This window comes from Neoakkermansia glycaniphila (assembly GCF_900097105.1).
GTDB classification, from domain to species: domain Bacteria; phylum Verrucomicrobiota; class Verrucomicrobiia; order Verrucomicrobiales; family Akkermansiaceae; genus Akkermansia; species Akkermansia glycaniphila.
The window spans coordinates 72,190-98,542 of the sequence record NZ_LT629973.1; the positions used below are offsets into that span (position 1 = coordinate 72,190).

Below are 26,353 nucleotides of genomic sequence, written 5' to 3' on the forward strand. Positions count from 1 at the left end.
GATAGACAACCACCAGACAACCTTTCCCGAACACAGTGAACACAAGCACCTATTATCCCCAGCCTGACGGCCTTTACAGCCCTGAATACGAACACGATGCCTGCGGCGTCGGCATGGTCGTAGACACGAAAGGCCGCCCCTCGCACGACATCGTCCTCAAAGGCATCACCGTGCTCGAACGCCTCCTGCACCGCGGAGCTGCCGGCAGCGACCCGGAAACGGGCGACGGCGCAGGCATCCTGATGCAAATCCCCCACGAATTCTTCACCGAAACCTGCCCGGAAATCCACCTGCCGGCCCCCGGACGCTACGCCCTCGCCTCCCTCTTCCTTCCGCAGCAGGAACAGGAACGCGACGCCTGCCGCGCCATCGTCGCCGCCACGGCGGAAACGGAAGGCTTCCTCATCCTCGGGTGGCGCAAAGTCCCCGTCGAACTCTCCAGCATCGGCGAACAGGCACGCCTCACTGCGCCAGCCATCGAGCAATGCTTCCTCGCCCCCTCACAGGACGAAACCGCCCTTGAAGGCGACGCACTCGAACGCCGCCTCTACATCCTCCGCCGCAGCATCGAAAATGCCGTGGAAAAAGCCATCCCCGGCCTCGGCGACCGTTTCTACATCTCCAGCCTCTCAAGCCGCACCGTCGTCTACAAAGGACTGCTGAAAGCCCCGCAGCTTCCAAGATTCTACGAAGACCTCACCGACCCGCGCTTCCGCTCCGCCGTCGCCATCGTCCACCAGCGGTACTCCACCAACACCTTCCCCTCGTGGCCGCTGGCCCACCCCTTCCGCTACATCGCCCACAACGGCGAAGTCAACACCCTGCGCGGCAACCTCAACCAGATGGCCGCCCGGCAAGGCAGCCTCGCCTCTCCCCTCTTCGGCGACGACATCCGCAAAATACTCCCCGTCATCCGCCCCGGACAAAGCGACTCCGCCAGCCTCGACAATGCCCTCGAACTCCTCGTCACCGCCGGACGCAGCCTCCCGCACGCCATGATGATGCTCATCCCCCAGGCATGGGGACGCAAACACTTCATGGGCGAAGACGTACGCGGCTTCTTCGACTACCACTCCGGCATCATGGAACCGTGGGACGGCCCCGCCGCCGTCTGCTTCACCGATGGGATGGGAGCCGGCGCCCTCGTGGACCGCAACGGCCTGCGCCCCGCCCGCTACGAACTCACGCAGGACGGCCTCCTCGTCCTCGCCAGCGAAGCCGGAGTCGTGGATCACGAACCCTCCACCATCGTCAAGCGCGGCTGCCTCCGCCCCGGCCAGATGCTCTGGATCGACTTCGCCACCGGGCGCATCTCCTACGATGCCGAAATCAAAACGCGCATCGCCCGCAGCAAGCCCTACCGCCGCTGGTGCGATGAAAACCGCATCCGCATCCACGGCTTCTTCGACTCCATCACCGCGCCCGATGTCGACTCCGCCACCCTCCTCTCCCGGCAAACGCTCTTCGCCTACACGCAGGACGAAATCGACACCCTCCTCCTCCCCATGGCGAAAACCGGGCACGACCCCGTCGCCTCCATGGGCAACGATGCCGCCCTCGCCATCCTCTCCGAGCGGCCGCAGCTCCTCTTCAACTACTTCAAACAGCTCTTCGCACAGGTCACCAACCCGCCCATCGACCCCATCCGCGAAGAACTCGTCATGTCCCTCACCACCTACATCGGCAACCCTGCCAACATCCTTGAGGAAACGCCTCAGATGGCCCGCATCATCCGGCTTGAACGCCCCATCCTCACCACCTGCGACCTCGAACGCCTCAAGGAATGCAAGGAACCGGACTACCGCTCCGCCACGCTGAACCTCGGCTTCTCTCCCACCAGGGAACACGGCCTCGCCGAAGCCCTTGCCGAACTCGGCAAACAGGCCGAACGCGCCGTCCATCAGGGCTTCCGCATCCTCATCCTCAGCGACCGGAACCTTGAAGCCACAGAAGCGCCCATCCCCTCGCTGCTCGCCGTCGCCACAGTCAACGCCCACCTCGCCAAACTCGGCCTCCGCACCTCCACGGGAGTCATCGCAGACACCGGCGAAGCGCGTGAAATCATGCACTTTGCCCTCCTCCTCGGTTACGGAGCCACCGCCGTCTGCCCCTGGCTCGCCTTCGAAACAATCACCCACTGCGGTCGCAAAGGCGCACTCGGCGACGAACTCTCCGAAACGAAAGCCCTCGAAAACTACCTGCAAGCCATCGACCAGGGGCTGCTCAAAACCATGAGCAAAATGGGCATCTCCACCCTCCGCAGCTACCGGGGCGCCCAGGTCTTCGAGGCCATCGGCCTCGGCAGAAACGTCGTACAAACCTACTTCCCCGGCACCGCCACACGCATCGGCGGCATCGGCCTGGACGACATCGCCCGCGAAGCCGCCATGCGCTTCGACCGTCAAAAGGAAATCGACCGCACCGCAGGAGAACACACCCTCGAAAACTCCGGCAACTACAAATACGCCAAAGGCGGAGAAAAACACATCTGGACCTCGCGCACCATCGCCCAGTTCCAGAAATCGCTCCGCAACCGCGACTACGCCCAATTCAAAGTCTTCTCCTCCATGGTCAACGAATCCGAAGAAACCCTCTGCACCCTGCGCGGACTCTTCGGCTTCGACGAAACGCACGCCATCCCCCTCGACGAAGTCGAAAGCGAAGACAACATCGTCCGCCGCTTCGTCACCGGAGCCATGTCCTACGGCTCCATCTCCCGCGAAGCCCACGAAAGCATCGCCATCGCCATGAACCGCCTCGGCGGCCTCTCCAACTCCGGCGAAGGCGGCGAAGACCCCGCCCGCTACATCGCCGAACCCAACGGCGACTCCCGCTGCTCCGGCATCAAGCAGATCGCCTCCGGCCGCTTCGGAGTCACGGCGGAATACCTCGCCCATGCCAAGGAACTGCAAATCAAGGTAGCACAGGGAGCCAAACCCGGAGAGGGCGGCCAGCTCCCCGGTCCGAAAGTCAACGCAGAAATCGCCCGCGTGCGCCACGCCACACCCGGAGTCTCCCTCATCTCTCCGCCGCCCCATCACGACATCTACTCCATCGAAGACCTCGCGGAACTCATCTTCGACCTCCGCAACGCCAACCCGGAAGCCCGAGTCTCCGTCAAACTCGTCTCCGAAGTCGGCGTCGGCACCGTTGCGGCGGGCGTCGCCAAAGGCGGAGCGGACATGGTACTCGTCTCCGGGCATGACGGCGGCACGGGAGCCTCCCCCCTCACCTCCATCAAACACGCGGGCATGCCCTGGGAACTCGGCGTCGCCGAAACCCACCAAACCCTCGTCAAAAACAACCTGCGCGACAAAATCCGCCTTCAGGCGGACGGCCAGCTCAAAACAGGGCGAGACGTCGTCACTGCCGCCCTCCTCGGCGCGGAAGAATACGGCTTCGCCACATCCGTCCTCATCGCCCTCGGCTGCATCATGGCCCGCGTCTGCCATAAAAACAGCTGCCCTGTCGGCATCGCCACGCAGGATTCCGAACTCCGCAAACGCTTCAAGGGCACGCCGGAAAACATCGAAACCTTCCTCCGCTTTGTCGCCCGAGAAACCCGCGAATACCTCGCCGCGCTCGGCCTTCGAACTCTCGACGAAGCCATCGGGCGCACCGACCTCCTGCACATCGAACACGCCGTGGACTACTGGAAAACGCGGAACCTCGACTTCTCCGCCATCCTGCGCCCCGAACCGCTGCCCGTGCATGCCCGGCCCGGCATCCATGCGGACATCCGCCCCTACGACGAACGCTTCCTGCCCTTCTGCTCCCCCAGCATGAAACACCTGCGCCCCATGGAAGCCACCTTCACCGTAGCCAACACCGACCGCGCCGTCGGCACGCGCCTCTCCTACTACATCGCGCGCCAGTACGGCCACGCCGGACTTCCGGAAGGCACCATCACGCTCAACCTCCGTGGAACCGCCGGGCAATCCTTCGGAGCCTTCCTCGCCCACGGCGTCAAACTCGTCCTCACCGGACAAGCCAACGACTACCTCGGCAAGGGACTCTCGGGCGGAACCATCGTCGTCAACCCTTTCGACAACTCCCCCTACCCGCCCTGTGAAAACATCATCGCGGGCAACGTCCTCCTCTACGGAGCCACCTCCGGCAAGGCGTACATCCGGGGACAGGTCGGCGAACGCTTCGCCGTCCGCAACTCCGGGGCCGATGCCGTCATCGAAGGTGCGGGCGACCACTGCTGCGAATACATGACGGGCGGCTGCGTCGTCGTACTCGGCCCCACCGGAGTCAACTTCGGAGCGGGCATGAGCGGCGGCTACGCCTACGTCTGGGATCCCGACCACCTCTTCGACCTCCGCTGCAACCTCGACACCATCGACCTCGACCCCGTCGAACACCCGGCGGACATCGCAAGGCTGCGCGCCCTCATCGAAACCCACGCCGACCTCACCGGCTCCGAACGGGCCCGCAGCATCCTCTCCGACTGGGACAACGCCCTGCCGAACTTCGTCAAAGTCTTCCCGATGGAATACCGCCGTATCCTCGGCGAAATGACCCGGGAAGACGAAGAAGTCTCCCGCAGGGAAATCCACAGTTGAATCGACTGTCGCGGCAGCTCAGGAAACCTCTTGCCATTGGGAATTTCCGGCAGCTGCCGCGCCAACCCGGTGCCGTGCCGACGCAAACGGGCGAGGGACACCAACAATCCCTCGCCCGTTTTTTCGTTCCGAATTTGAATAGGAAACATATATCTGTACGGTGCCTATTATTCGAATGCCGGGCATGTAGGCATGGAAGCAGCGCAAAACGGACTCCGGGATAGCGACTTCCACAACGATTTTGACACAATCAATATCTGAATATTGAACCGCCCGGCTTGGGAATCTTCTGCAACACCCAAACTTCCGTAAACATCATCAAGACATGCATATGATGAATGCTTTTTACTTCACACATGATGCATGCCTTTTTTTCTCGTAAAACTCCTGTATCGCTTTCCCTGCATCGCTCTCGGTTTTAGGGAAAGCGATCGGAGTTGGCGAAAGGCGGTAAATTCCCGCATAAAAGGCGGCGTTTTCAAATCCATCAGGTAATTTCAAGACGTGTCCTTGATCCATTTTTTTGTGGGACGTCTTGCAAACAAGTGAAGCAGCATAAGGAGGAGCTATCATCTCTTTCTGTTTCGCGCCAAGACAAAGAATAAGAGGATACGCATCAACATACGTAATGTGATCTTTTTGGCCCGCTGCATTTGATACCCAATAAACAAGTGATTCGACCGGTATATCTCCCTTCATATTTTCCGTGACGCGTGCATAGGAAACAACCTTCTGATCTCTGTAAACATATTTATAGACAGCGACGATAACAATATCTTCCGCCTGGGCACACATCTTTTCTATATGGGCAGGAATCGCTTCAGCACCTTCCGGTGACAAACGTTCAGCGGCGAAACTGATTCCGACAAAAAACATTGCGACAAAACCGGCAAATAGCACCTTCATACAAAAACGATATTCGATTAGAAAGACGGAGTAAAGAGCAATGTTTACATTTGGTCTGGAAGATGCCCGATCACACGGATGACCCCAGTAAAAGGCCATTCACCAACCACAGGCGCTTGGGCTTCACACACCCATCATGGTTCTGGATAAATCCGGATAACCGTATTTTTATCGGAAATTCCGTAAAGAATGTGATTGCCAATGCAATAATCGACGATGAAGGGGGCGTGTTTTTGTCCTTCCAGATAGTGATCCGAGGCAATGATTTGCCCAGATTGGGGAGCAATCACACTCCATCCCGTTGCAAAGTGCATTCTCGGAATGCTTTTATAGAGCAACAGAATATTCCCATCCTTCCAAAACCTAATCGAACATGGAGCATGGGCAAGCGGGCACACTTCGCGCAGCTGTCCGGTGGACAGTGACATGAGGCATAGAATATATTCCTGATGCGGATTGCGTTCGATTTTTACAACCAACGGAAGCTGCCCATCATGGGCATGACGAGCACAAACGACGAGAGACAGCTTTTCCCATTCCGGGTGTCGTACATGGAGAGACTCTTCCGGCATTTTTTGAGGAACAATGACAAAAGGTATTCCAGCATCCGTAAGAATCACAGGTGTTCGCATCCGCCATTGAGTATTGGAAAACGTGAAAGAATCAAGGAGCGATCTGTATTGACGAAAAGCCTCTTGATTCGAACCGGAATCCTGCCCCAATTGAACGATACGGCGCACGGCAGCTGGTACATGAGACAAGACTTCGTCTTCGGAGGAAAACCAGACAGGAAAATTTTTCGTCAAAACTTGAGTGGATGAAGTCTCGCCTGCCGGTGTCAGCGTTTCAATTTCGTAGACATGAGCGCTGTCGTGAACTCCGAGTGGCAGAGAATACTTCAGGCCGTCGCAGCGCGTTGCATAAATGGTTTCCCTTTTCCATTCGGCTGTTGGTACTTGTCCGGCATGCAATATATTGAAAAACAACAGTAAAATGCACACAATAAATTTTTGTGCTTTCATTTGATAATAGTAATCAGTTATACAGCTGGAGTAAATAGCAATTTTTGATGCTTGATTGGAAAAGATATATCCAGCACCGATTGCAAGGAAGCAGTATCCCAAAAAAGACATCATCACCGGAATAGCATTAACCCATTGTAAATTGTTGGAGTTTATGTAACTGCACTTTGCCATTTTAACGCATCTTTTTCAAGGAATCTCTCGAAAGAACATCCGGTCGATACTTCCTGAACACAGAAAGCGGACGCACCCATGCAGAACGCCCCATGGCATGTTCATGCACGCATCAACGCCCCAGAAGCTGGGTGATGTTCGAGGCGAAGAGCTTCACCGCAATCGCCAGCACGATGATGCCGAAGAACTTGCGGGACATGTAAATGCCTGTCTTGCCCATGATGCGGGAGATCAGCCCCGTGCCGCGAATGGCGGCATACACCAGCACCATATTCAAAATCAGAGCTGCTACAATATTGATATCGGCATATTCCGCCCGGAGGGAAAGCAGCGCCGTAAAGGAGCCGGCACCCGCCAGCAGGGGAAACACCACAGGAACAAGCGTCGTATGATGATGATCCTGCCCCTTGAAAATCTCCACATCGAGCAGCATCTCAAGCGCCACGAAAAACAGTACGAAAGCCCCGGCCACGGCGAACGACGCAATATCCACATGAAACAGGCGCAGAATCATATCCCCCGCATAAAAGAACCCCAGCATCAGCGCGAAGGCGGACAGTGCCACCTTGCCCGCTTCCACGGACTTGCCCTTTTCCTTCAACGAGACGATGACCGGCATATTGCCGATAATATCGATCACGGCAAAGAGCATCACGAATGCGCTCGCCATCTCCTGCCAGTTCCAAGAATCCCACATAACTTGGAAACCTTATAGCATACTGTCCACCTCCTTGCAACCACAATCCCGGCATGGCTATCGCGACCACAAGCCCCGAGCCATGCGCCGAAGCGCGCGCAGGCGGCGCACATACGCAAGGCGCATGCTCCGCCGCACGCTTCCGGCCTTGTCCGCCCGCAAAGATGCAGTTACCCTTCCCCGGGCATTGCCCTTTACGACCAGGGATACCCCGGCAAAAATCAACGATACCGCCGCAGCCTTCCACCATCCGAACGCCTCCAGCCCCCATGCCACCCCGGCCAGCGTCGCAATCACGGGCTGCACATAATTGTACATGCAAACCGCCGTCGGCCGCAAGGCTCGCTGGGCAATCGGCATCAGCAGATAGCAGACGAACGTCGCACACCCCACCACATAGCCGATGCCTGCCAGACACTCCCAACCCAGTTCACCGAACGGAATGGCTGCCAGCTCCCCTGCCATCGGCGGCAGGCTGCACAAAGCGGCGAACAGGAACATCCACTTCATCAGCGTCACGGGCGAATACCGGGAAATCAGCCCTTTGAAAAACACGAAATAGAACGAAACGCTCACCTGCGACGCCAGACACAGCAGATCCCCCCATACATTGCCCGAGGAAGAAGCCTGCGCACTCCCCAGCACCAGCAGCAGCGCCCCGGATGCGCTGGACATGATCCCCGCCACTTTTCTCCCCGTCACACGCTCCTTCAAATACATGGCGGACATGATCATGGTCACGATCGGAGCCGTCGTCGCCATAATGGCGGCATCGGCGGGAGAGGTCAACCCCATGCCGCAGGTAAACATGCCCTGGTTCAACACCACCCCGCACAAAGCCGCCAGAAACAGCCACTTCAAATCCTCGCGCCTCACGCGTTCGCGTTTCGTCAACAGTGAGACCAGCCAGAACAGTACGCATGCACCGCCGATGCGCATGGCGGCCAGAGACAGGGCGGAAACCTCGCCGCCCTGCACCACCAGCTTGCAGACCGGAGGCATGAAGCCCCACATGACGGCTGCTGCTGCCATGGCCGCATGGCCTTTGATGACGGAAGAATACATGGAAAACCGACCCGGCGAACCGCTGCGGGAAAGGAGGCGGAGATTCTACGCCCGATCGCTGCCAATGCAAGCGTTTTTCCGTTCATTCCTCCGGAGTGTCCGCCGACAGGACTCACTTTGCGCCTCCGTGTATGACACGGCCCCACAACAGGAACGGCTTGACAACAGAAAAACGTTTCCCTAGTGTCTCCGCCATGAAATTGCATTGACCTCGACCGCTGACCGCCTGCGGACAATCCGGTGATGCGGCTGCATCACCCTCCGGCCCGGCGATCGGTTTCCCGGCGGAACTTGCCTTCCGCATGCATGGTGCGGATGTTCCCGCCGGAATCTTCCCGATTGGCTGCAGGGAAGCACGAAACCGAAACAGCGGACGATTCGAGTTCATACGCATGGGTTGCCGCCGTTTCCGGCACCTCATGGGCAAAGGCATCACCCTGCGCGTGGCACCGGGATTCTCCTCCGACTCCGGACACACGCACGATCCACCTGCGCGGAGCCATGCACTGCGCACAACCGCACACAACATATTCTCGTCATGGAAACGATCACTTACAAAAAAATAGCCGTCATGGCCTTTCCGCTACTCTTCAGCCTGCTGATGGAGCATGCGCTCGGCATCACGGATACCATCTTCCTCGGCCACGTCGGCAAGGTCGAAATCGGAGCCTCCGCTCTGGCGGGCGTGTACTTTCTGGCCTTCCTGATGATCGCCTTCGGCTTCAGCATCGGCGCGCAAATCATCATCGCCCGGCGCAACGGCGAAGGCCGCCAGTACCGCATCGGCTCCGTACTCGTGCAGAGCTGCTACTTCATGCTCGCACTGGCTGCCGCACTATTCGTCCTTTCCAAATGCCTGGCCCCCACCATCCTGCGCTCCGCCATCACCTCCGATGCGATCTACGATGCCACGCTGGCCTATCTGGACTGGCGCATCTACGGCTTCTTCTTCGCCTTCACGGCTCTGATGTTCAGGGCGTTCTTCGTCGGCATCACTAAAACGCGCATCCTCACCGTCAATTCGCTCATCATGGTACTCTCGAACGTCGTCCTGAACTACGGCCTCATCTTCGGCAACTTCGGGCTGCCCAAAATGGGCATCGCCGGGGCGGCGCTGGGCACCTCCATCGCCGAGCTGATCTCCCTGCTCTTCTTCATCATGTACACGAAGAAAACGGTCAACCTCAGGAAGTACGGCTTCACCCATGCCTTCACCTTCCGACCCCGCGTACTCCGAAGAATCATGAACCTGTCCGTCTGGACGATGGTGCAATACTTCCTCGCCGTCTCCGTCTGGTTCATCTTCTTCATCTCCATCGAACAGATGGGTGAAGACGCTCTCGCCATCAGCAACGTCGTACGCAACGTCGCATCGCTCTCCTACGTCGTCATCGGCGCATTCGGAGCCACAGTGGAATCACTGGTCAGCAACCAGATCGGAGCGGGAGCGGGCCACCAGATCCGGCATACGTGCTGGAAGACGATCAAACTCGGCTACGTCGTCCTCATCCCGTTGCTGCTGCTCATCTTCCTCTTCCCGGAAACCGTCTTCGCCTTGTTCATGAAGGAACACAGCAGCCACCTGATCGAAGCGGGCATCGCCCCTCTCTACATCATGGCGAGCGCCTCCCTCCTCTCGATGCTCTCGCACACCGTCTACAACTGCGTCTCCGGCACAGGGAATGCCAAAGCCGCCTTCTTCATGGAAATGGCTACCCTCGCCGTCTATTCCGGGTACCTCATCTGGCTCGTAAACGGCAAGGCCAGCCTCGCCATGTGCTGGACGACGGAATACGTTTACTACCTCACCATGTTCGTCCTCTGCTTCGGCTTCCTGCAGCTGACGAAATGGCGCGGCAAGCAGGTATAATGGCAACTTCAAGGAAGAAGGCGCATCCCATGGCAGGGATGCGCCTTCCGCCTTGCCGGGCATGGCCCGGAAATCAATCGATGAACGTATACCGGTACGTCACGGACTTCGTTGCACCGGGAGGCACCTGAATCTTCCAGACAAAGGTTCCCGCCGTATTCTGACCTCCGAGGAAACGGTCGGGCCGCTGGCGGAACTCGCCGCCATCCGATGCTTCCTTGGGTTCTCCGATAATCTGCTTTGTAATCTCCATTTCCATCGGTTTGTCCGACAGGTTCTTCATCTGGAGCGTACCCTCCACCAGCAGCTTCTTGTCGTTCGATTTCGGCAGGGGAGTGGTTTCAAGCACATTCTCCGATTGCTTGACAAGCATCTCCAGGCTCTTGTTGATCTTCACGGTGGCATCCTGCCCCGGAGCCGTGAACTGGATCATTCCCTGACCGGAAATGTAGCCGTTCGACGTAAACTCGACGATACCCGTCGTCAGCGGCAGCTTGAAACCATTCTTCAGGCGGATGCAATGCCAGACGTCCTGCTCGCCGTCATCGCCCGCATTACTGCGATTGTAGGAGCGAGCAACGTTCTGGTCCGGAATATCCCACGTGTACACATGGGAATACGATACTTCGCCCGAAAAAAGCGTCGTCGTCACCGTCTCGTTATACTTGCAGGTGAAATTCTTGACAGGATAAAAGAACAGATCTTCCGCCTGCGTCACGGAGGCTGGTGTACCGGAAGCGAGCAACCGGTCGATAGAATCCGAGCTGGTGGCTCCGGTACCGGATCGAAGGCCACCCGTCATTAAACCGTTCCCCAGCTGCATGGCGGCCATCGGTACCCGGTCGCCCATATAGCCGTTCTCAACATTGTAAAGAGATTGGAAAAACGCATTCAGATTCTGCCTCATGGCAATCGGCGAAGGCACCCCCGCATACTTCAGATTGGGGAATCCGGTAATCAAATCCAGATCCACACCGTTGAAATCCATCAACTCATTGATGACCGTCGCACGTGCCGTCAACACCGCTTTGCCCGCATCGCCCAGATCGACCCGGTATTCCGGCACCCACGACACGCCGCCTGCAATACAGTTCGCCCTGATCGTCCTGCCGCTTTGTGGAGCAGCCAACTCCAGAGAAACCGTCGGCACATCTTCGTCCCGTGTCGGAAGCGTCGGAGGACTCAGAAACTCGATCTGCTGCACCTTCTCCAAGGGTACGGAAACCGTCCTGCCATCCTGCGTCTTCAGCAGAATCACGTTCGATGCAGAACTGCCCGGGCGACCGGGAGGATAAACAAGCATACCTTCATTCATCATCCCCGGAACCGAAGCATCATTCACATTGCCGATCAGGCGGGGATTCTCCTTGCCCTGCTTCGGTGCGGAGGCAACAATCACACCGTCCTCGGAACCTCCGGCCCACACCACCCACACGGCTGCACCCGTATTTGCCCTGACCAGCTCTTCCATCGTGTATTGTTCAATCGGCACCTTCCGCGTCGCCTTCCGGCTCACCAGCCGCTTGAGTTGGGCGGGAGCTTCGACATCCAGCCAGAACGTCCCGAACGAAGGCACGGGCAAATTCACCAGATTCATGGAAGCGTCGGCTCCCGTCTTCCCTTCCAGCGTCAGGTAACCGTAGCCGTTCTTGAACAGGGCTACCTTGCTGGGCGTCATTTCCACATCTCCGGCGGCTGCAAAGGAAGGCAGCATCAACCCCGAGACGATCAATCCGTATACATGCGATTGTTTCATGGTGCGATGGTATTTATTTTATGTTCAGGCCTACAAGCTGGATCAAACGGCGCAGGCCTCTATTCGCCATGGTACCCCCTTCGCCGATTCATGTCGAGAGGCAAATGGCGGCCGTATGACAGACCATCCGGAACATCCGTGCATTCACTTTCACATTGACTTCCCGCATCCGGCATACTTTAATGGGATTCAGCATGAATGCCGCATCTTTTCTCCCTACCGCTCTCCTGCTCGCCGTTCTGCCCTGCATGGCGGAACCAGAACAGCAAAAAGCCGTCCGCATCGACCCTCCGTTGAGCACGGCCGAATCGTTGACATGGCACACCAATCTGGAAAAAGCCATCGCCCGGGCTCAAAAGGATCATAAGGACATCTACCTCGAATTCACGGGAACGGACTGGTGCCCGGGATGCATTCATCTGAAAAACACCGTTCAGGCGACCATGGCTTTCCGAGACCGCGCACGCACAAACTACATCTGCGTACTGATCGATTTCCCGCGTAAAATCAAACTTCCCGAACAGCAGGCAGCTTACAACGAAGACATCAGATCCCTCTACGACATCACGAGCTTCCCGACCGTCCTTCTGCTCGATGAACAAGGCCGCCCCTATGCCGCCATACCGGGAAGCGCCCAAAACGTCGAAGCCTACCTCCAACGCCTCGACCAGGCGCAGGCCATCAAAACGGCCCGCAACAAGGCATTCGACGAAGCCGCCCACGCCTCCGGCAATGCGGAAAAACTTCAGGCGCTCCACAGAGCCCTGCAAACCGTCGATCCGACCTTCCACCCCTTCTATCCGGACGTCCTGCAGGAAATCGAACGGCTTGATCCCCAAAACACCCTCGGTTACAAAGGCACAGCAGACCGTGCCCGGATCGGCAAACAACAAAGGAGCGAATACGAAAAATTGCTGGACGAATGCAGAACGGCCTATCGTGAAAAGAAAATGCAAACCTGCATCGACCTGACCGACCAATTCCTGAACAGAACCGACCTGCTTCCGGCCGTCAGGCAAAAAGCGCTGCTCCACCAGCACACCAACTATGCCATGGTAGCAAACATACCTAAGTCTCTCCAATGCCTCAAGGATGCTCTCGCCGTCGATCCGAAATCGAAAGACGCCAAAAAAATCCAATCCTACATCGATAATCTGGAACACTATCTTCAGGAACAGGCATCTTCACCCGAATAAGAACGCACATATTCATTCCGGCGCGCCTTTCCCACAGGGCGCGCCCATATTTTGTTGGAAAAAATACACCATTCTTCACAAAAAACCGTCGAAAATCCGAATATCCGATAGAATTTCCCTGCCTACCTCGTATTCCTTTAACATATGAACACGGCATCTCTGCTCGCCATATCGTCCTTGCTCGCCATCTCTCTTGCCAGCCTTCATGCCCAAGAAGCAGCCGGCGCCCCCGCTGCCTCCATGCGGATACGCGAAGCCGATCCCGTCGTCGGATTGATCGGCCTCGCCCTGCAGGAAATGCAGAAAAACGGAGGCAAACCCCAGGCCGCGCTTTACCAGGCCGCCTCCAAGGCACTGGCCGCCCAGCCGCAAAACAGCAAATCAGCCCTGTTCGGCGACGCTCTGTGCATGACAGATGCCGCCGTCCTCCTTGCACCCGTGGCAGGCTCCATGGACAAGCCGGAACAGGCTGGAGCCAAACTGGCGGACATCCTTGGCCTTCCCCGCGACAAAACAGGCAACATCTCCTCCCTGAACGACCTTCTTCCTTTCGCCAACGACATCCAAAACGCAGTACGCTTTCAAAAACTCAAACTTGCGGCCTCCAACTACGACTACGACGCGATGGAACGCTCCATCGACTACCTCTCCCGCAAATACTCCAAAACTTACGCACGCGGCAAGGAACACCTCTCCACGCTCGCCCGGTACCGCAAGGAAATCCCGGATCCGGCATCCTTCATCCGGTCCGCCAAGGCCAAGGACATGGACAAGCTGAACGGACTCGTCACCTTCCGACTTCAGGCGCTCGTCCACGACAACCCCGAAATGTCCGAAGGAAACATCATGGCCGTCCGCCGCTACGCCCTCTCCGGAGACCGAACGAACCGCACGCAGGATCGTCCGGCCAACTGGCAGGGCATCACCAGCATGCCCGGCAACGGCAAAAACTACCGGAGCGAAATCATCCGCCTCCACACCAAAAATTCCGGAACGGATTCCCTGCCGAACCAACTCGATATCCTCCACGCCCGCAACACATGGTGCGGATACACCGACCTCGATTTCGGCGGTGGCAAAATCCTCTTCACCTCATGGACGGACCCGGACAAAAAACGCCGCGCATGGGACCTCTTCGAACTCGACCTCGCCACAGGCAACACGCAGAACGTCACCTCCTTCATGCCGGAAGACACCGACAGCTCCGACGCCTGCTACCTGCCCGACGGACGCATCATCTTCATGAACACCTCCGGCTACCAGGGCGTTCCCTGCGTCACCGGATCGGACTGGGTCGGCAACGCACACATCCTCGACCGCAAGGACAACAACGCGCGCCGCATCACCTTCGACCAGGACAACAACTGGTGCCCCACCATGCTGCCGGACGGCCGCGTCCTCTTCCTCCGCTGGGAATACACGGAAAGCGCCCACTACTTCAGCCGCATCCTCATGAGCATGAACCCCGACGGCACCGACCAGAAGGAATACTACGGCTCCAACTCCTACTGGCCCAACAGCCTCTTCGATGCCCAGGCCATTCCCGGCAAGCCCGGCATGTTCGCCGGCATCGTCTCCGGCCACCACGGTGAAAAACGCGTCGGCGAACTCGTCATCTTCGACATCAACAAAGGCCGCACCGAAACGGACGGAGCCGTCCAGAAAATACCCGGCTACGGCAAAGAAGTGCCCAACATCATCAAGGACCAGCTCGTCAACGGACTCAGCACCCCCATGTTCGCCGAACCGAGCCCGCTCAGCGACGCCTACTTCCTCGCCTCGTGCAACCTGCGCCCCGGCGAACCGTCCATGAACATCGTCCTGTGCGACAAATTCGACAACATCGTCCCCCTCACCGCCTCCTCGTACTGCATCTATGCGGAACCGCGCCTGCTGCAGCCCACGAAAAAACCTGCCGTCATCCCGGACAAGGTCAAGCTCGACACGGACAAGGCCACAGTTTACATCTCGGACATCTACCAGGGTCGGGCCATCAAGGGCGTACCGGAAGGCAAGGCCAAGACTCTCCGCGTCTTCATGTCCGAATACAGCCCGCGCAACACCGGCGGCCACTACGTCATGGGCATGGAAAGCAACTGGGACGTCAAAGTCCTGTACGGCACCACCCCTATCAACAAGGACGGTTCCGCCGTCTTCGAAGTACCGGCCAACCTTCCCCTTACCCTGCAGGTGCTCGACGACGAAGGCAAGGAACTCGTCCAGATGCGCAGCTGGTTCTCCGCCATGCCCGGTGAAAAACTCAGCTGCATCGGCTGCCACGAAAGCCAGAACGAAGCTCCTCCCGCACGCCTCACGGAAGCCTCCCGGCAGGCCCCCCGGCAGATCGACCAATGGTACGGCCCGGCACGCACCTTCGGCTTCATGACCGAAGTCCAGCCCGTGCTGGACCGCAACTGCATCTCCTGCCACAACGGCCAAACCACCTATCCCGCACCGCGCACCGGAACCATCCCGAACTTCGCAGACACCTCCAAAATCGGCACGGGCAGCGAAATCGGCACCTTCAGCAAATCCTACTGGGCCTTGCATCCCTACGTCCGGCGCAACGGCCCCGAAGGCGACTGGCGCAACATGACCGCCGCCGAATTCACGGCAGACACCTCCGAACTCATCCAGCTCCTGAGCAAAGGACACCAAGGCGTCAAACTCGGCAAGGAAGACATGGATCGCCTCGTCACATGGATCGACCTGAACGTCCCCTACCGCAGCGCATGGGAAGGCGAACGCCCGCACAACGCCGAATTCATGAAAAAGAGGTACGACTACATGAAACTCTTCACCACCACGAAGCGCGACTACGTCACCCTCACCGACACGGACTACAAACCCGGAACGCCCATCGCCTCCACTGCCGCGCCGAACACGCCCAGGCTCGCCCCCGTCACCGACAAACCCGCCCAGCTCGCAGGAGAACCCGAACAGATGAAACTCGACCTCGGCAACGGAGTCGCCATGAACCTGCGCCGCATCCCTGCCGGAACATTCACCATGGGCTCCACCCGGTACGAAACCCCGCAGGAACTCCCCCGCACGAAGTGCACTATCTCGAAACCTTACTGGATGGGTGAAACGGAAATCACACTCGACCAATACCGCCAGTTCGACCCATCCTACAAAAACGGCGTGTACGACATGCACAACAAGGATCAGGTCAAACCGGGCTACGACATGGACACCGACGGCCGCAACCCCGTCATCCGCATCTCCCATGAAAAAGCCATGGAATTCTGCCGCTGGCTTTCGAAAAAAACGGGTAAAAAAGTCAGCCTCCCGACGGAAGCCCAATGGGAATATGCCGCCCGAGGCAACACGGCAGGGCAGGATTTCTACTTCGGCAGCATCGTGGACGACTTCTCGCCCTACGCCAACCTTGGCGACGTCTCGCTGAAGAAACTCGCCGTTCGCGGCGTGGATCCGCAGCCCATCAACAACCCGGACCGCTTCTTCGACTTCGTCCCGCGCAGCGAAAAATACAATGATAACCACATCATGCTCGCTCCCGCCGGCTCCTTCAAACCGAATGCCTACGGACTTTACGACATGATCGGAAACGTCGCCGAATGGACCCGCTCCGAATACAAACCCTACCCCTACAAGGATGACGACGGCCGCAATGCTCCCGGCAATGCCGACACCGTGCGCACGGTACGAGGCGGCTCATGGAGGGACCGCCCCGAACGCGCCACCTCCTCGTGGCGTTGGGGATACCCGGCGTGGCGCAGCGTGTACAACGTCGGCTTCCGCGTCGTCATCGAAGACTGAACATCTCCGCCCGGCCTGGCCGGGCAACAACCGAATCCATCTCCACGATCAGCACAATGAAACGCATCCTGATACTGATGCTGGCTTGCATGGCCACCATGCTCCACGCTCAGGATTACCTCTCTCCCTCGGCCCTCGCCTGGTGGAAGAACAAAATCCTGATCGCGGAAACGGGCGCCAACAGGCTCGACATCTTCGATCCGGCACAGGACAAGGTCACCCAAAGCATCCTGCTCCCGCGCCAGCCGAATGCCCTGTGCGTTCAAGGCGACACGGCCTACGTCGCCATGGGCGCACTCGCGGGTGCAGTCTATGCCATCGACCTCAACAGCGGCAACACCCTCTTGGAATACCCGGCGGGCCATACTCCCGTCGCCGTCGCCGTCGTGGGAGACTCCCTCTACATCGCTTCGCGCTTTGCGGATCAGGTCATCCAGCTCCCGCTCGCGGGCAACGTCTTCACACCCACACGGATCGCCCGGTGCAGCCAGCCCGTAGGAATGGCGGTAGACTTCAACAAAAACATCTGGATCGCCAACCACCTCCCCACGGGCTCGGCAAACGGCGCACAATCCGCCGCCACCCTCACTGTCTTCGTCCCGAACGGACTCAACCGAGAATACAGCCTGGCCAACGGCTCGCAGGGAGTGCGAGGCATCGTCGCCAGCCCGGACGGCAAATACATGGCCGTCACCCATATCGTCAGCCGCTTCCACACGCCGCCGACCCAGCTCGACCGCGGATGGGTCAACACCAACGCCGTCACCATCATCGCCAATCTCGACAAAAACCAGCCGGACATGCACACCATCCTGCTGGACGATACCAACGAAGGAGCCGCCAACCCGTGGGGAGTCACCTTCACGCCGGACGGCAGCAAACTCATCGTCACCCACGCCGGCACGCATGAACTGAGCATCATCGACTTCCCCGCACTCGTCAAAAAAATCTCGGAACACAAGGCCAAGGATGCCGCCGTGGACCAGCTCGGCTTCCTCAACAACATCCGCCAGCGCGTTCCCCTTCCGTTGAACGGCCCCCGTTGCGTTCTGGCGGACAACGACACGGCCTATGCAGCCGGCTACTTCTCGGATAACCTCGCCGGCGCCACGCTCGCCGAATTCCCGGAAACATCCTCCCATGCCCTCCCCGCTCCGGCTCCCCGCGAACTCACCAATGAAGAAGCCTTCCTTGAACAAATCGCACCGAAAGCATTGCGAAGAAAAGGCGAAGAGCACTTCAACGATGCCTCCCTCTGCTACCAGAAATGGATGAGTTGCGCCAGCTGCCATCCCGATGCACGCGTGGACGCCCTCAACTGGGATCTTCCCAACGACGGATTCGGCAACCCCAAAAACACCCGTTCCATGTACCTCTCCCACCGCAGGGCTCCGGTCATGTCCCTCGGCATTCGCAAAGATGCGGAAACAGCTGTCAAATCCGGCTTCATCGGCTTCCAATGCTACTCTGCCAGCGATGACGAACTGAAAGCCGTCAACGCCTACCTCAAACACATGCCCGTCACACCGAACCCCTTCTGCATGGGCGAACCGGCTGACGACACCCCCATCATCGAACGAGCCATCGCCCGCGGCCAGGATGCTTGCCTCCAATGCCACAGCGCAGCGCTCCAGCGGCGCAAACCCACCGACGAAGGAAGAAAAATCTTCCGCGAAGCCGGATGCAGCTCATGCCATCCGCACCCCTACTTCACCACCTGCAAAACCGTGGACATAGGCACCACCAGCGGACTCGACAAAGGCAAACCCGTCGTCATCCCCTCCCTCTCCGAAGTATGGCGCACGGCGCCCTACTTCCACGATGGCAGCACGGGTATCTTGCGCGAAGCCATCCGGCAGCGGAGCCGCACATCGAAAAACGGACAGGACGCCGAACTGACGGAAGACCAGCTCGACCTCCTGCTGCAATACGTCAAATCCCTGTAACGGAAAACCTGCGCGATGAATCACGCTACCTACCATTCATCCGCCGGAGCGGATGAGCACTACTTCTCACTCACCTCCCAGCCGGACCGCACCTTTGCCGCCGAAGCGGAAACCCTGCTCACACGGTATGCGGACATCTCTCAAGGATGCGGAAACACCCTGACTCTGCGTCTCCACCTCAGCGATATCGCCAACCAGGCGGCCATCATCAGACCCATGCTTCGGCACATGGATGCCTGCATCTCCCTCATCGGCCAGCCTCCCGCCAGCGGCGCACGGCTCGCTCTCGAAGCATGGCATCTCGACGGAGGCCGGCGCACCGAAGGAACACATGGCCTTGCCTTTGCCTTCTCTCCTTACACCATCCTCCCTACGGCAGCCTCCGAACCGAACCGGCAAGGCAGCCACGGTCAGACGCTTGACGCCTTCGACTGCCTACAAAAGAATTTGGATCATCTGGGCGGCTGCGTCGAACGGGACACCGTGCGTACATGGCTCTACTGCCGCGACATCGACAACAACTACGCCGGACTCGTTGAAGCCCGCAACGCATGGTTCGCGCGCCACGGCATGACGCCGGACACGCATTTCATCGCCAGCACGGGCATTGAGGGGCAACAGGAAACACCTTCCGCCCTCGTCGGCATGGATGCGCTCTCCATCCTTGGCCTGCAACGCGAACAAATCGCATACATGCAGGCTCCGGACAACCTCTCCGCCACCCACCATTACGGCGTCGCCTTCGAACGAGGCACCCGGATCACCTATGGAGACCGCTCCGCGTTCTACATCTCCGGCACGGCCAGTATCGACCCCGAGGGCCGCATCGTCCATCCGGGAAACGTCGCCCTGCAAACCGTCCGCACCGTCGCCAACATCCGCGCCCTGATGGAACGGCAGGGCGCTACCCTCGACGACCTCAAACAGGCCGTCGTCTACTTGCGCGATACGGCCGATGCTCCAATCGTCGCCGCAGAACTGGCGGCTACGCAATTTGCAAACATTCCGCATATCATGTTGAAGGCGCCCGTATGCCGCCCCGGCTGGCTCGTCGAAATCGAAGCCATCGGCATCTCGGCGCAAGGAGATCCGCGCTTCTCCCCGCTGGCATAGACATCCACTCAACCTCTCATCCCCAATAAAAAAGACGCTTTCTTCCGAAAGCGTCTTTTTTGTGGTGAAACTTCATCCTGCGACGATCAGTCCTTGCGGCGGCGGCGCAATGCCAGAGCCGCCAGGCCGAACATGCTCAGAGTTGCCGTAGCAGGTTCGGGAATCATGGCCGTCACATCCGCTTCGCTCAGTGCGCTGGTATAAACCTTCGCGAAGGAAAGCGGCAGGCCATTGGCGCCGATGGTCATGGACGATAATCCGTATCCGTTGAAATTGGTATTGATATACGGAGCCGTACTGTTCGTGTATGCCTGAGCCGTATTCTGATTACCGGCGGCACATCCCGTACCGCTCCATGAAACGAGCGTATCGTTGACATACAGGGAAAGCGCAGCCGTACGAGCCGAAGCGCTCTTCTCCGTCACCAGCACGATCTTGGTGGAGCCTCCCGTCAGCAAATCGGCGCCGATATTCGCCGTCAGAAGGCGATTCGCACCCACACCGTACTGGTACTGCAGGGAAAAACCGGAATCGGCTTTCACCAGAGAAAACGCAAACCCGCTCAGATTACCTACCGCGCCGGTCGTTGCGCTGAACAGATTGTAGGTATTATTGGCAAAAGTTGCATTCAGATCCAGCCAGAGGCCGACCGTCTGGGAACGCGTATCCGTATCTCCGCCGATCTGGGTAATCAGACCTGTGGGAGCGCCTTGGGCAGGCGTATAGGAATGGGATGAAAAAATGGCATACTCACGCTCGAAATCAGGCGAAGCGGCAGCAAATGCCGGAACACAAACAGCGGATGCAACCGCGCATGCAGAGAGAAATGTTTTCATAATAATCGTTGAGAACGTAAGAATGCTAGCCGAACAAGAAACTACTGTCAACCAAATACGGTGAAAAAGAACACACTCCTTCCCAACCATATCCATACCTTCCGGAGCCTTCAGCCTTCCCATGCTTTCGACGCTATCGCCTGCGCCGCCGCTTCCACCTCGGCCTTGCGCTTGGTGGGTCCTTCTCCCGACGCCAGTACGCGACCGTTCCAGCTAACCTCGGAATAAAAAGGAAACTCCACGTCCGGCGACACGGGGCGGGTCATATACTCGGGACCCTGGCTGTTCAAAGCCTGAAGAATAATCTGCAATTCCCCTTTCGGATTCGCATCCTTCGGGCACTCCGACAGAGATTTGATACTGTCGCGCAACAGGCGCAGGGAAACCTTGCGGGCGGCATCATACCCTCCGTCGAGCATCACGGCCCCGATCACAGTCTCGAATGTATTGGCAAGAATCGAATTCTTATCCCGCCCCCCCGTCCGATCCTCATGTTCGGAAAGAATCAGATGCCCCCCCAGACCGAGATTCTTCGCCAGCTCGCCCAAATGGGCTCGGCTCACCACGCGAGCCCTCAGCTGCGTCAGCAACCCCTCATCGGCCTTGGGAAACGCCTGAAACAACTCCCGGCTCACGACCAGCTCCAACACGGCGTCTCCGAGATACTCCAGACGCTCATAGGCAAGATTCGTCGCCTTCCGATTATCCGCACTCGGATGAGTCAGCGCCTGGCGCAGGTATTCGGGATCACGGTACACATAACGGAGCAGATTCTGTAAAGCGGCAATATCCATGGCGGGATCGAAACAAAGCTGTACCCAGTGAACCACAAAAAAAACGCTTGTCCAGTACATTTCGCGAAATTCCTTGCTTTACCGGCCGAATTCGGCTACCCTCACGCGCGTCCCGCCATGCCTAAAGTCTTCATTAAAACCTACGGATGCCAAATGAACGAACGCGACTCCGAACAAGTCGCCACCATGTTCATCGATGGAGGCTACACCATGACCGACCGCGAACACGAGGCCGACGTCATCCTCATCAACACATGCTCCGTCCGCGAAAAGGCGGAACTCAAGGCACTCGGCAAAATGGGACTGCTTACCCGCCGCCCCGAAGCAAAACCGCACGTCGTTTACGGATTCATGGGCTGCATGGCCCAAAGCAAAGGCGACGAACTCTTCCGCGCCCTGCCCCGCCTCGACCTCGTCATCGGCACGCAGAAATACCACCACATCTTCCGCTATGTGGACGACATCCTTCGCAAAAGACTTGAGCGAAGAATGGACGACCTTTCCCTCTCCCTCGCGGGCAGCAGCGTCTGCGACACCGACGAGGAAACCGGCTCCCAGAACGCCATCCGCGACCACCTTGCCCAGACCGGGCATTCCTCCGCCTTCGTCTCCATCATGCAGGGGTGCGAAATGCGTTGCTCCTACTGCATCGTCCCCTCCACACGCGGCGCAGAACGCAGCCGGCCCATGCAGGACATCATCGACGAAGTGGAATCACTCGTCCGGCAGGGCATCAAGGAAGTCACCCTCCTCGGCCAGATCGTCAACCGCTACGGCAAGGACGAACCCGCAGTCGACGGCAAATCCGCCTTCGTCCGCCTGCTGGAACAACTCAACGGCATCGACGGGCTGGAACGCATCCGATTCACCTCCCCCCATCCCATCGGCTTCCGGGAAGACCTCGTCAACGCCTATCGTTACCTCTCGAAACTCTGCAGCCACATCCACTTCCCCATGCAGAGCGGCAGCGACCGCATCCTCAAACTCATGCGCCGCCCGTACAAAAACGAAAAATACATCTCTCTCTGCGAAAGCATGCGCGAAGCCCGGCCGGACCTCGCCATCACCACCGATATCATCGTCGGCTTCCCCGGTGAAACCGAAGAAGACTACCTCGAAACCAAACGCGCCGTCGAACGCATCGGTTTCGACAACGCCTTCATCTTCCAATACTCCCCGCGAAAGGACACCCCGGCGGCGGCCATGGACGGACAACTGCCCCAGAGCGTCAAGGAAGCCCGCAATCAGGACCTCCTCGCCACAGTCAACGCCATCGCCATCGAAAAAAATGCAGCCCTCGTCGGCACGGAACAGCTCATCCTCGTCGAAGGCCCCAGCAAAACCAACGCCGACCGCCTCTCCGGCCGCACCCCGCAGAACAAACCCGTCATCATCGAAGGCGGCAGCGAACTCATCGGGAAAATCGTCCCCGTGCGCATCACCGAAAGCACCGGCTTCACCCTCTACGGCGAAATCGCGCCCTGTTGAATACCCCAACAAACAGCGGGAACGACTTGCCGTAAAACAATACCGCCGGCATTTTTGACTTGCGGCATCATGCTTTGCCCTGTAGCATAGCATGTATGAAACATTGTATAGTGGGCATACTGATCTCGTGTGCCGCCGCCGTCCATGCCGCGCCCATCCCCCAGGGAGCCGTTGACGACCAGGCCGTCAACAACAGAATGCTGAAAGGCATTGAAACCATCGCCAACGATTCGACCGTTCCGGCGTCAGGCGCACTCGTCCGGCAGCTCCGCCAAGTGGAAGGCAAAAAACTGAACCTCGCCCGCCCGACCGGCCAAAGCCCGGCCAACCATGACGAAGTGGGCGAATCCGTAGCCGTCGTCGGCATCGGCTACAAATGCAACAAATGCCCCCACTGGCACATGCGCTCGTCCGGCACGGCATGGATCGCCTCCGAAGACGGCATCCTCGTCACCAACTACCATGTCCTGAACAACCTCCCCGAATACGGCCGGGCATGCGTCCACCTCAAAAACGGGCAGGTCCATCCCATCAGGGAAGTACTCGCCAGCGACAAACTGCGCGATGTCGCCATCTTCCGCATTGATGCCAAGGGACTCAAGCCCCTTGCCGTCGGCCCCGATGCTCCCGTCGGCAGCAACCTCCACCTCATCAGCCACCCGGAAGGCAACTACTACATGTACACGGGCGGCTTCGTCCAGCGCTACACGCTCCGCACAACGCCCAACAACCAATACACCGTCGATAAAAACAAGTCCAGGCGCAGCGAACCCATCGCCTGGCTTGTCGCCTCCTGCGACTACGCTCTCGGCTCCAGCGGCGGCGGCATCTACAACGACAACGGCGAAGTAGTCGGCATGGTCTCCTCCACCACCACTCTGTACACGCCGCCTCGCCCCACGCCCGTCACACCGCTTCCCGAAGGCTTCGAAAAAAGCATGCTCGCCAACAAAACAACCCCGGCACAGAATACCGCCACACAGGAACCGGACGACATCCTGCACAAGAATGCAGGCAACAAAACGGATGCACCGGAAGCCAAGGCGCCGGAACCACAACCGGCTCGATTCCAAATGCAGCGCCACCCGCAAATGGTCCTGCGCCACTGCGTAGCCGGATACACCCTCCGGGAAATCCTCTACGGAGAATAACCCCTGCAACAGGCTTCGCACACCACCTCCCGGCCCGGCACAACGGACCGGGATTTTTTGTACGCACGCCGCTCCGGACGAAACTTCCGCATACGCACTCTCCTCTTGCTCCGGCACATGCTTCCGCATACAATCCCGGGCATGATCCCCCTGTTCGTCGAATATCCGAAATGCACCACCTGCCAAAAAGCCAAAGCATGGCTCGACAACCACGGCATCGCCTATCAGGCCCGGCACATCGTCGAACAGAACCCCACGGAGCAGGAACTGCGCCACTGGCACAGCATGAGCGGCCTCCCTCTCAAACGCTTCTTCAACACGAGCGGTCTCCTCTACAAATCCATGGAATTGAAAGACAAACTGCCGACCATGAGTGAAGACGAACAATACGCCCTTCTCGCCACCAACGGCATGCTCGTCAAACGCCCCCTTCTCGTCGGCGAAAACTACGCCCTGCCCGGCTTCCGTGAAACCGATTGGGCCGCCAAGCTTGGCATCTGACCTCATCCACCAGCCGCATCCCATCTCCGGACTCATGAAATCCAAAGACATCCGACAAGTACTCGACACCTTCGACGTACGCCCCAGCAGATCACTGGGCCAGAACTTCCTCGTCGATGAAAACATCGCACGATGGATCGTCGAACAGCTCGACATCCGCCCCGAAGACTGCGTCGTCGAAGTCGGACCCGGCACCGGAGCACTCACGGAACACATCGCCCCTCTCTGCCGCAAACTCGTCCTCGTCGAATTCGATGCCCGGCTGGCCGACTACCAGCGCACGCGCTGGCAAAACGATCCCCATGTGGAAGTCCACCATGCCGACGGCGCGGAATGGGACCCTCGCCGCCTCTTTGCGGAACAGCCCGTCAAATTCATGGGCAACCTCCCCTACTCTGCCGGAGGAGCCATCCTTCAGAACTTCCTCTCCTCGCCCAGCGCCGTCAGCCGCGCCGTCGTCATGCTTCAGAAGGAATTCATCGACCGCATCCTCGCCCTCCCCGGAGACGATGCCTACGGACTGCTCTCCCTCCGCATCCAGCGAGACTGGGTGCCCCGCGCCCTCAAAACCGTCCCGCCCGAAGCCTTCCATCCCCGCCCCAAAATCGACTCCACCGTCATGCTGCTCACCCCGCGCGACCGGAAAGAACTGCCCCCCTTCGATGCGAAACTCATGGACGAACTGATGCGCCGCTGCTTCTCCCAAAGGCGCAAGCAAATGCACAAACAGCTTCCGGACAACCCGCCGTGGAAAAACGTAGCCGCCTCCATCGGAGCTGCAGAAACGGCGCGCCCCGAAGAACTCGGACTCTCCCAGTGGGTCAACCTCACCAATGCCTACGACACCAATCCGCTGGCGGCCATCGCCCAGAAAGACGATGAAATCTTCGACGTCGTCGATGAACAGGACCACATCCTGAAACAGGCCACTCGCAAGGAAGTCCACGCAGAGAACCTCATCCACCGCGCCGTCCACATCATCGTCTTCAACAAAAACAGGGATTGCCTCATCCAGAAACGCTCCGTCCGGAAAGACCGCCACCCCGGCGTCTGGGACTCATCGGCAGCGGGCCACGTCGATGCAGGAGAAGATTACGACACCGCCGCACAACGCGAACTGCAGGAAGAACTCGGCATCGAAGATGCCCGCCTCATCCGCATCGGCACCCTGCCCCCCACCGCACAAACCGGCTGGGAGCATATCGCCGTTTACCTTGCCGGCTACACGGGAAAAATCCATTTCCCGGCGGCGGAAATCGAAGCTGTCCTGCCGCTTGCTCCGGAACTCATCGACCACTGGATCGAACGCAGGCCGGAAGACTTCGCCCACTCCTTCATCGCATGCTGGCAGCTTGCCTGCCGCTACTTCTCCGAAGCCTGATCCGGCTTCTCCTCATACCCTTTGCTGCAGGGGCTGCCGGACGGGTGAAAGAAAAACACGCACAAAAATGCAACCGCTCGTGCGCTGCGGGGTTTCCTCCTATGAA

The 26,353-nt window shown here is 58.7% G+C and carries 18 protein-coding genes; 10 read left to right on the forward strand and 8 right to left on the reverse strand.

Annotation, left to right across the window (positions count from 1 at the left end; translation table 11 throughout):
- The first annotated feature begins 35 nt into the window (after positions 1 to 35).
- Positions 36 to 4,568 carry a glutamate synthase large subunit gene (gltB, locus tag PYTT_RS00245; RefSeq protein WP_067772017.1) on the forward strand — a complete coding sequence of 1,511 codons (4,533 nt, stop codon included), beginning with the start codon at positions 36 to 38 and terminating at the stop codon, positions 4,566 to 4,568.
- A gap of 345 nt (positions 4,569 to 4,913) precedes the next feature.
- Here gltB and PYTT_RS00250 read toward each other — a convergent pair whose 3' ends face one another.
- From PYTT_RS00250 to PYTT_RS00270, 5 genes are all read right to left on the reverse strand, one after another.
- A complete protein-coding gene (locus PYTT_RS00250) occupies positions 4,914 to 5,474 on the reverse strand; it encodes a hypothetical protein (RefSeq protein ID WP_067772018.1) in 561 nt (186 codons plus the stop codon).
- A gap of 134 nt (positions 5,475 to 5,608) precedes the next feature.
- Complete coding sequence (locus tag PYTT_RS13160) at positions 5,609 to 6,496, reverse strand: hypothetical protein (RefSeq protein WP_176712472.1); 888 nt, start codon at positions 6,494 to 6,496, stop codon at positions 5,609 to 5,611.
- Positions 6,497 to 6,782: 286 nt separating this feature from the next.
- On the reverse strand, positions 6,783 to 7,367 hold the full coding sequence (locus tag PYTT_RS00260) for a MarC family protein (RefSeq protein ID WP_067772025.1): 585 nt from the start codon (positions 7,365 to 7,367) through the stop codon (positions 6,783 to 6,785).
- Between the two features lie 57 nt (positions 7,368 to 7,424).
- Positions 7,425 to 8,432 (reverse strand): DMT family transporter, encoded by a 1,008-nt coding sequence (locus tag PYTT_RS00265; protein WP_067772027.1) that lies wholly within the window; start codon positions 8,430 to 8,432, stop codon positions 7,425 to 7,427.
- Positions 8,433 to 8,686: 254 nt separating this feature from the next.
- The gene (locus tag PYTT_RS00270) at positions 8,687 to 8,935 is read right to left on the reverse strand and encodes a hypothetical protein (protein WP_067772030.1); all 249 of its coding nucleotides are present in this window, start codon (positions 8,933 to 8,935) and stop codon (positions 8,687 to 8,689) included.
- 35 nt (positions 8,936 to 8,970) lie between these two features.
- Between PYTT_RS00270 and PYTT_RS00275 the strand changes: the two genes are divergently transcribed.
- Complete coding sequence (locus tag PYTT_RS00275) at positions 8,971 to 10,302, forward strand: MATE family efflux transporter (RefSeq protein ID WP_067772034.1); 1,332 nt, start codon at positions 8,971 to 8,973, stop codon at positions 10,300 to 10,302.
- 73 nt (positions 10,303 to 10,375) lie between these two features.
- Here the strand turns inward: PYTT_RS00275 and PYTT_RS00280 are convergent, their stop codons facing one another.
- Positions 10,376 to 12,058, reverse strand: coding sequence for a DUF4139 domain-containing protein (locus tag PYTT_RS00280; RefSeq protein WP_067772038.1), 1,683 nt, complete (start codon positions 12,056 to 12,058; stop codon positions 10,376 to 10,378).
- A gap of 194 nt (positions 12,059 to 12,252) precedes the next feature.
- Between PYTT_RS00280 and PYTT_RS00285 the strand changes: the two genes are divergently transcribed.
- The 4 genes from PYTT_RS00285 to PYTT_RS00300 all read left to right on the forward strand — a co-directional run bounded on the left by PYTT_RS00285 (position 12,253) and on the right by PYTT_RS00300 (position 20,096).
- Positions 12,253 to 13,254: a thioredoxin family protein gene (locus PYTT_RS00285; RefSeq protein ID WP_172801728.1), complete on the forward strand. Its 1,002-nt coding sequence runs from the start codon at positions 12,253 to 12,255 to the stop codon at positions 13,252 to 13,254.
- Between the two features lie 144 nt (positions 13,255 to 13,398).
- Positions 13,399 to 17,037, forward strand: a complete 3,639-nt coding sequence (locus PYTT_RS00290) for an SUMF1/EgtB/PvdO family nonheme iron enzyme (protein WP_067772044.1) — start codon at positions 13,399 to 13,401, stop codon at positions 17,035 to 17,037.
- A gap of 56 nt (positions 17,038 to 17,093) precedes the next feature.
- Positions 17,094 to 18,983 carry a YncE family protein gene (locus PYTT_RS00295; RefSeq protein WP_067772047.1) on the forward strand — a complete coding sequence of 630 codons (1,890 nt, stop codon included), beginning with the start codon at positions 17,094 to 17,096 and terminating at the stop codon, positions 18,981 to 18,983.
- A 15-nt stretch (positions 18,984 to 18,998) separates the two neighbouring features.
- Positions 18,999 to 20,096, forward strand: a complete 1,098-nt coding sequence (locus tag PYTT_RS00300; RefSeq protein ID WP_067772050.1) for a Rid family hydrolase — start codon at positions 18,999 to 19,001, stop codon at positions 20,094 to 20,096.
- An 86-nt stretch (positions 20,097 to 20,182) separates the two neighbouring features.
- Here the strand turns inward: PYTT_RS00300 and PYTT_RS00305 are convergent, their stop codons facing one another.
- Both PYTT_RS00305 and rnc read right to left on the reverse strand, forming a co-directional pair.
- Positions 20,183 to 20,932: a PEP-CTERM sorting domain-containing protein gene (locus PYTT_RS00305; protein WP_067772054.1), complete on the reverse strand. Its 750-nt coding sequence runs from the start codon at positions 20,930 to 20,932 to the stop codon at positions 20,183 to 20,185.
- A 110-nt stretch (positions 20,933 to 21,042) separates the two neighbouring features.
- Entirely contained in the window at positions 21,043 to 21,786 is a 744-nt protein-coding gene (rnc, locus tag PYTT_RS00310) for a ribonuclease III (protein WP_083076338.1), read from the reverse strand.
- A 57-nt stretch (positions 21,787 to 21,843) separates the two neighbouring features.
- On the opposite strand from rnc, the gene miaB reads away from it, so the two are divergent.
- From miaB to rsmA, 4 genes are all read left to right on the forward strand, one after another.
- Positions 21,844 to 23,214 carry a tRNA (N6-isopentenyl adenosine(37)-C2)-methylthiotransferase MiaB gene (gene miaB / locus PYTT_RS00315; RefSeq protein WP_067772056.1) on the forward strand — a complete coding sequence of 457 codons (1,371 nt, stop codon included), beginning with the start codon at positions 21,844 to 21,846 and terminating at the stop codon, positions 23,212 to 23,214.
- A 95-nt stretch (positions 23,215 to 23,309) separates the two neighbouring features.
- The gene (locus PYTT_RS00320; RefSeq protein ID WP_083076340.1) at positions 23,310 to 24,365 is read left to right on the forward strand and encodes a S1 family peptidase; all 1,056 of its coding nucleotides are present in this window, start codon (positions 23,310 to 23,312) and stop codon (positions 24,363 to 24,365) included.
- 141 nt (positions 24,366 to 24,506) lie between these two features.
- Positions 24,507 to 24,866, forward strand: a complete 360-nt coding sequence (locus tag PYTT_RS00325; protein WP_067772803.1) for an arsenate reductase family protein — start codon at positions 24,507 to 24,509, stop codon at positions 24,864 to 24,866.
- A 34-nt stretch (positions 24,867 to 24,900) separates the two neighbouring features.
- On the forward strand, positions 24,901 to 26,247 hold the full coding sequence (gene rsmA / locus PYTT_RS00330; protein WP_067772806.1) for a 16S rRNA (adenine(1518)-N(6)/adenine(1519)-N(6))-dimethyltransferase RsmA: 1,347 nt from the start codon (positions 24,901 to 24,903) through the stop codon (positions 26,245 to 26,247).
- The last annotated feature ends 106 nt before the right edge of the window (positions 26,248 to 26,353 follow it).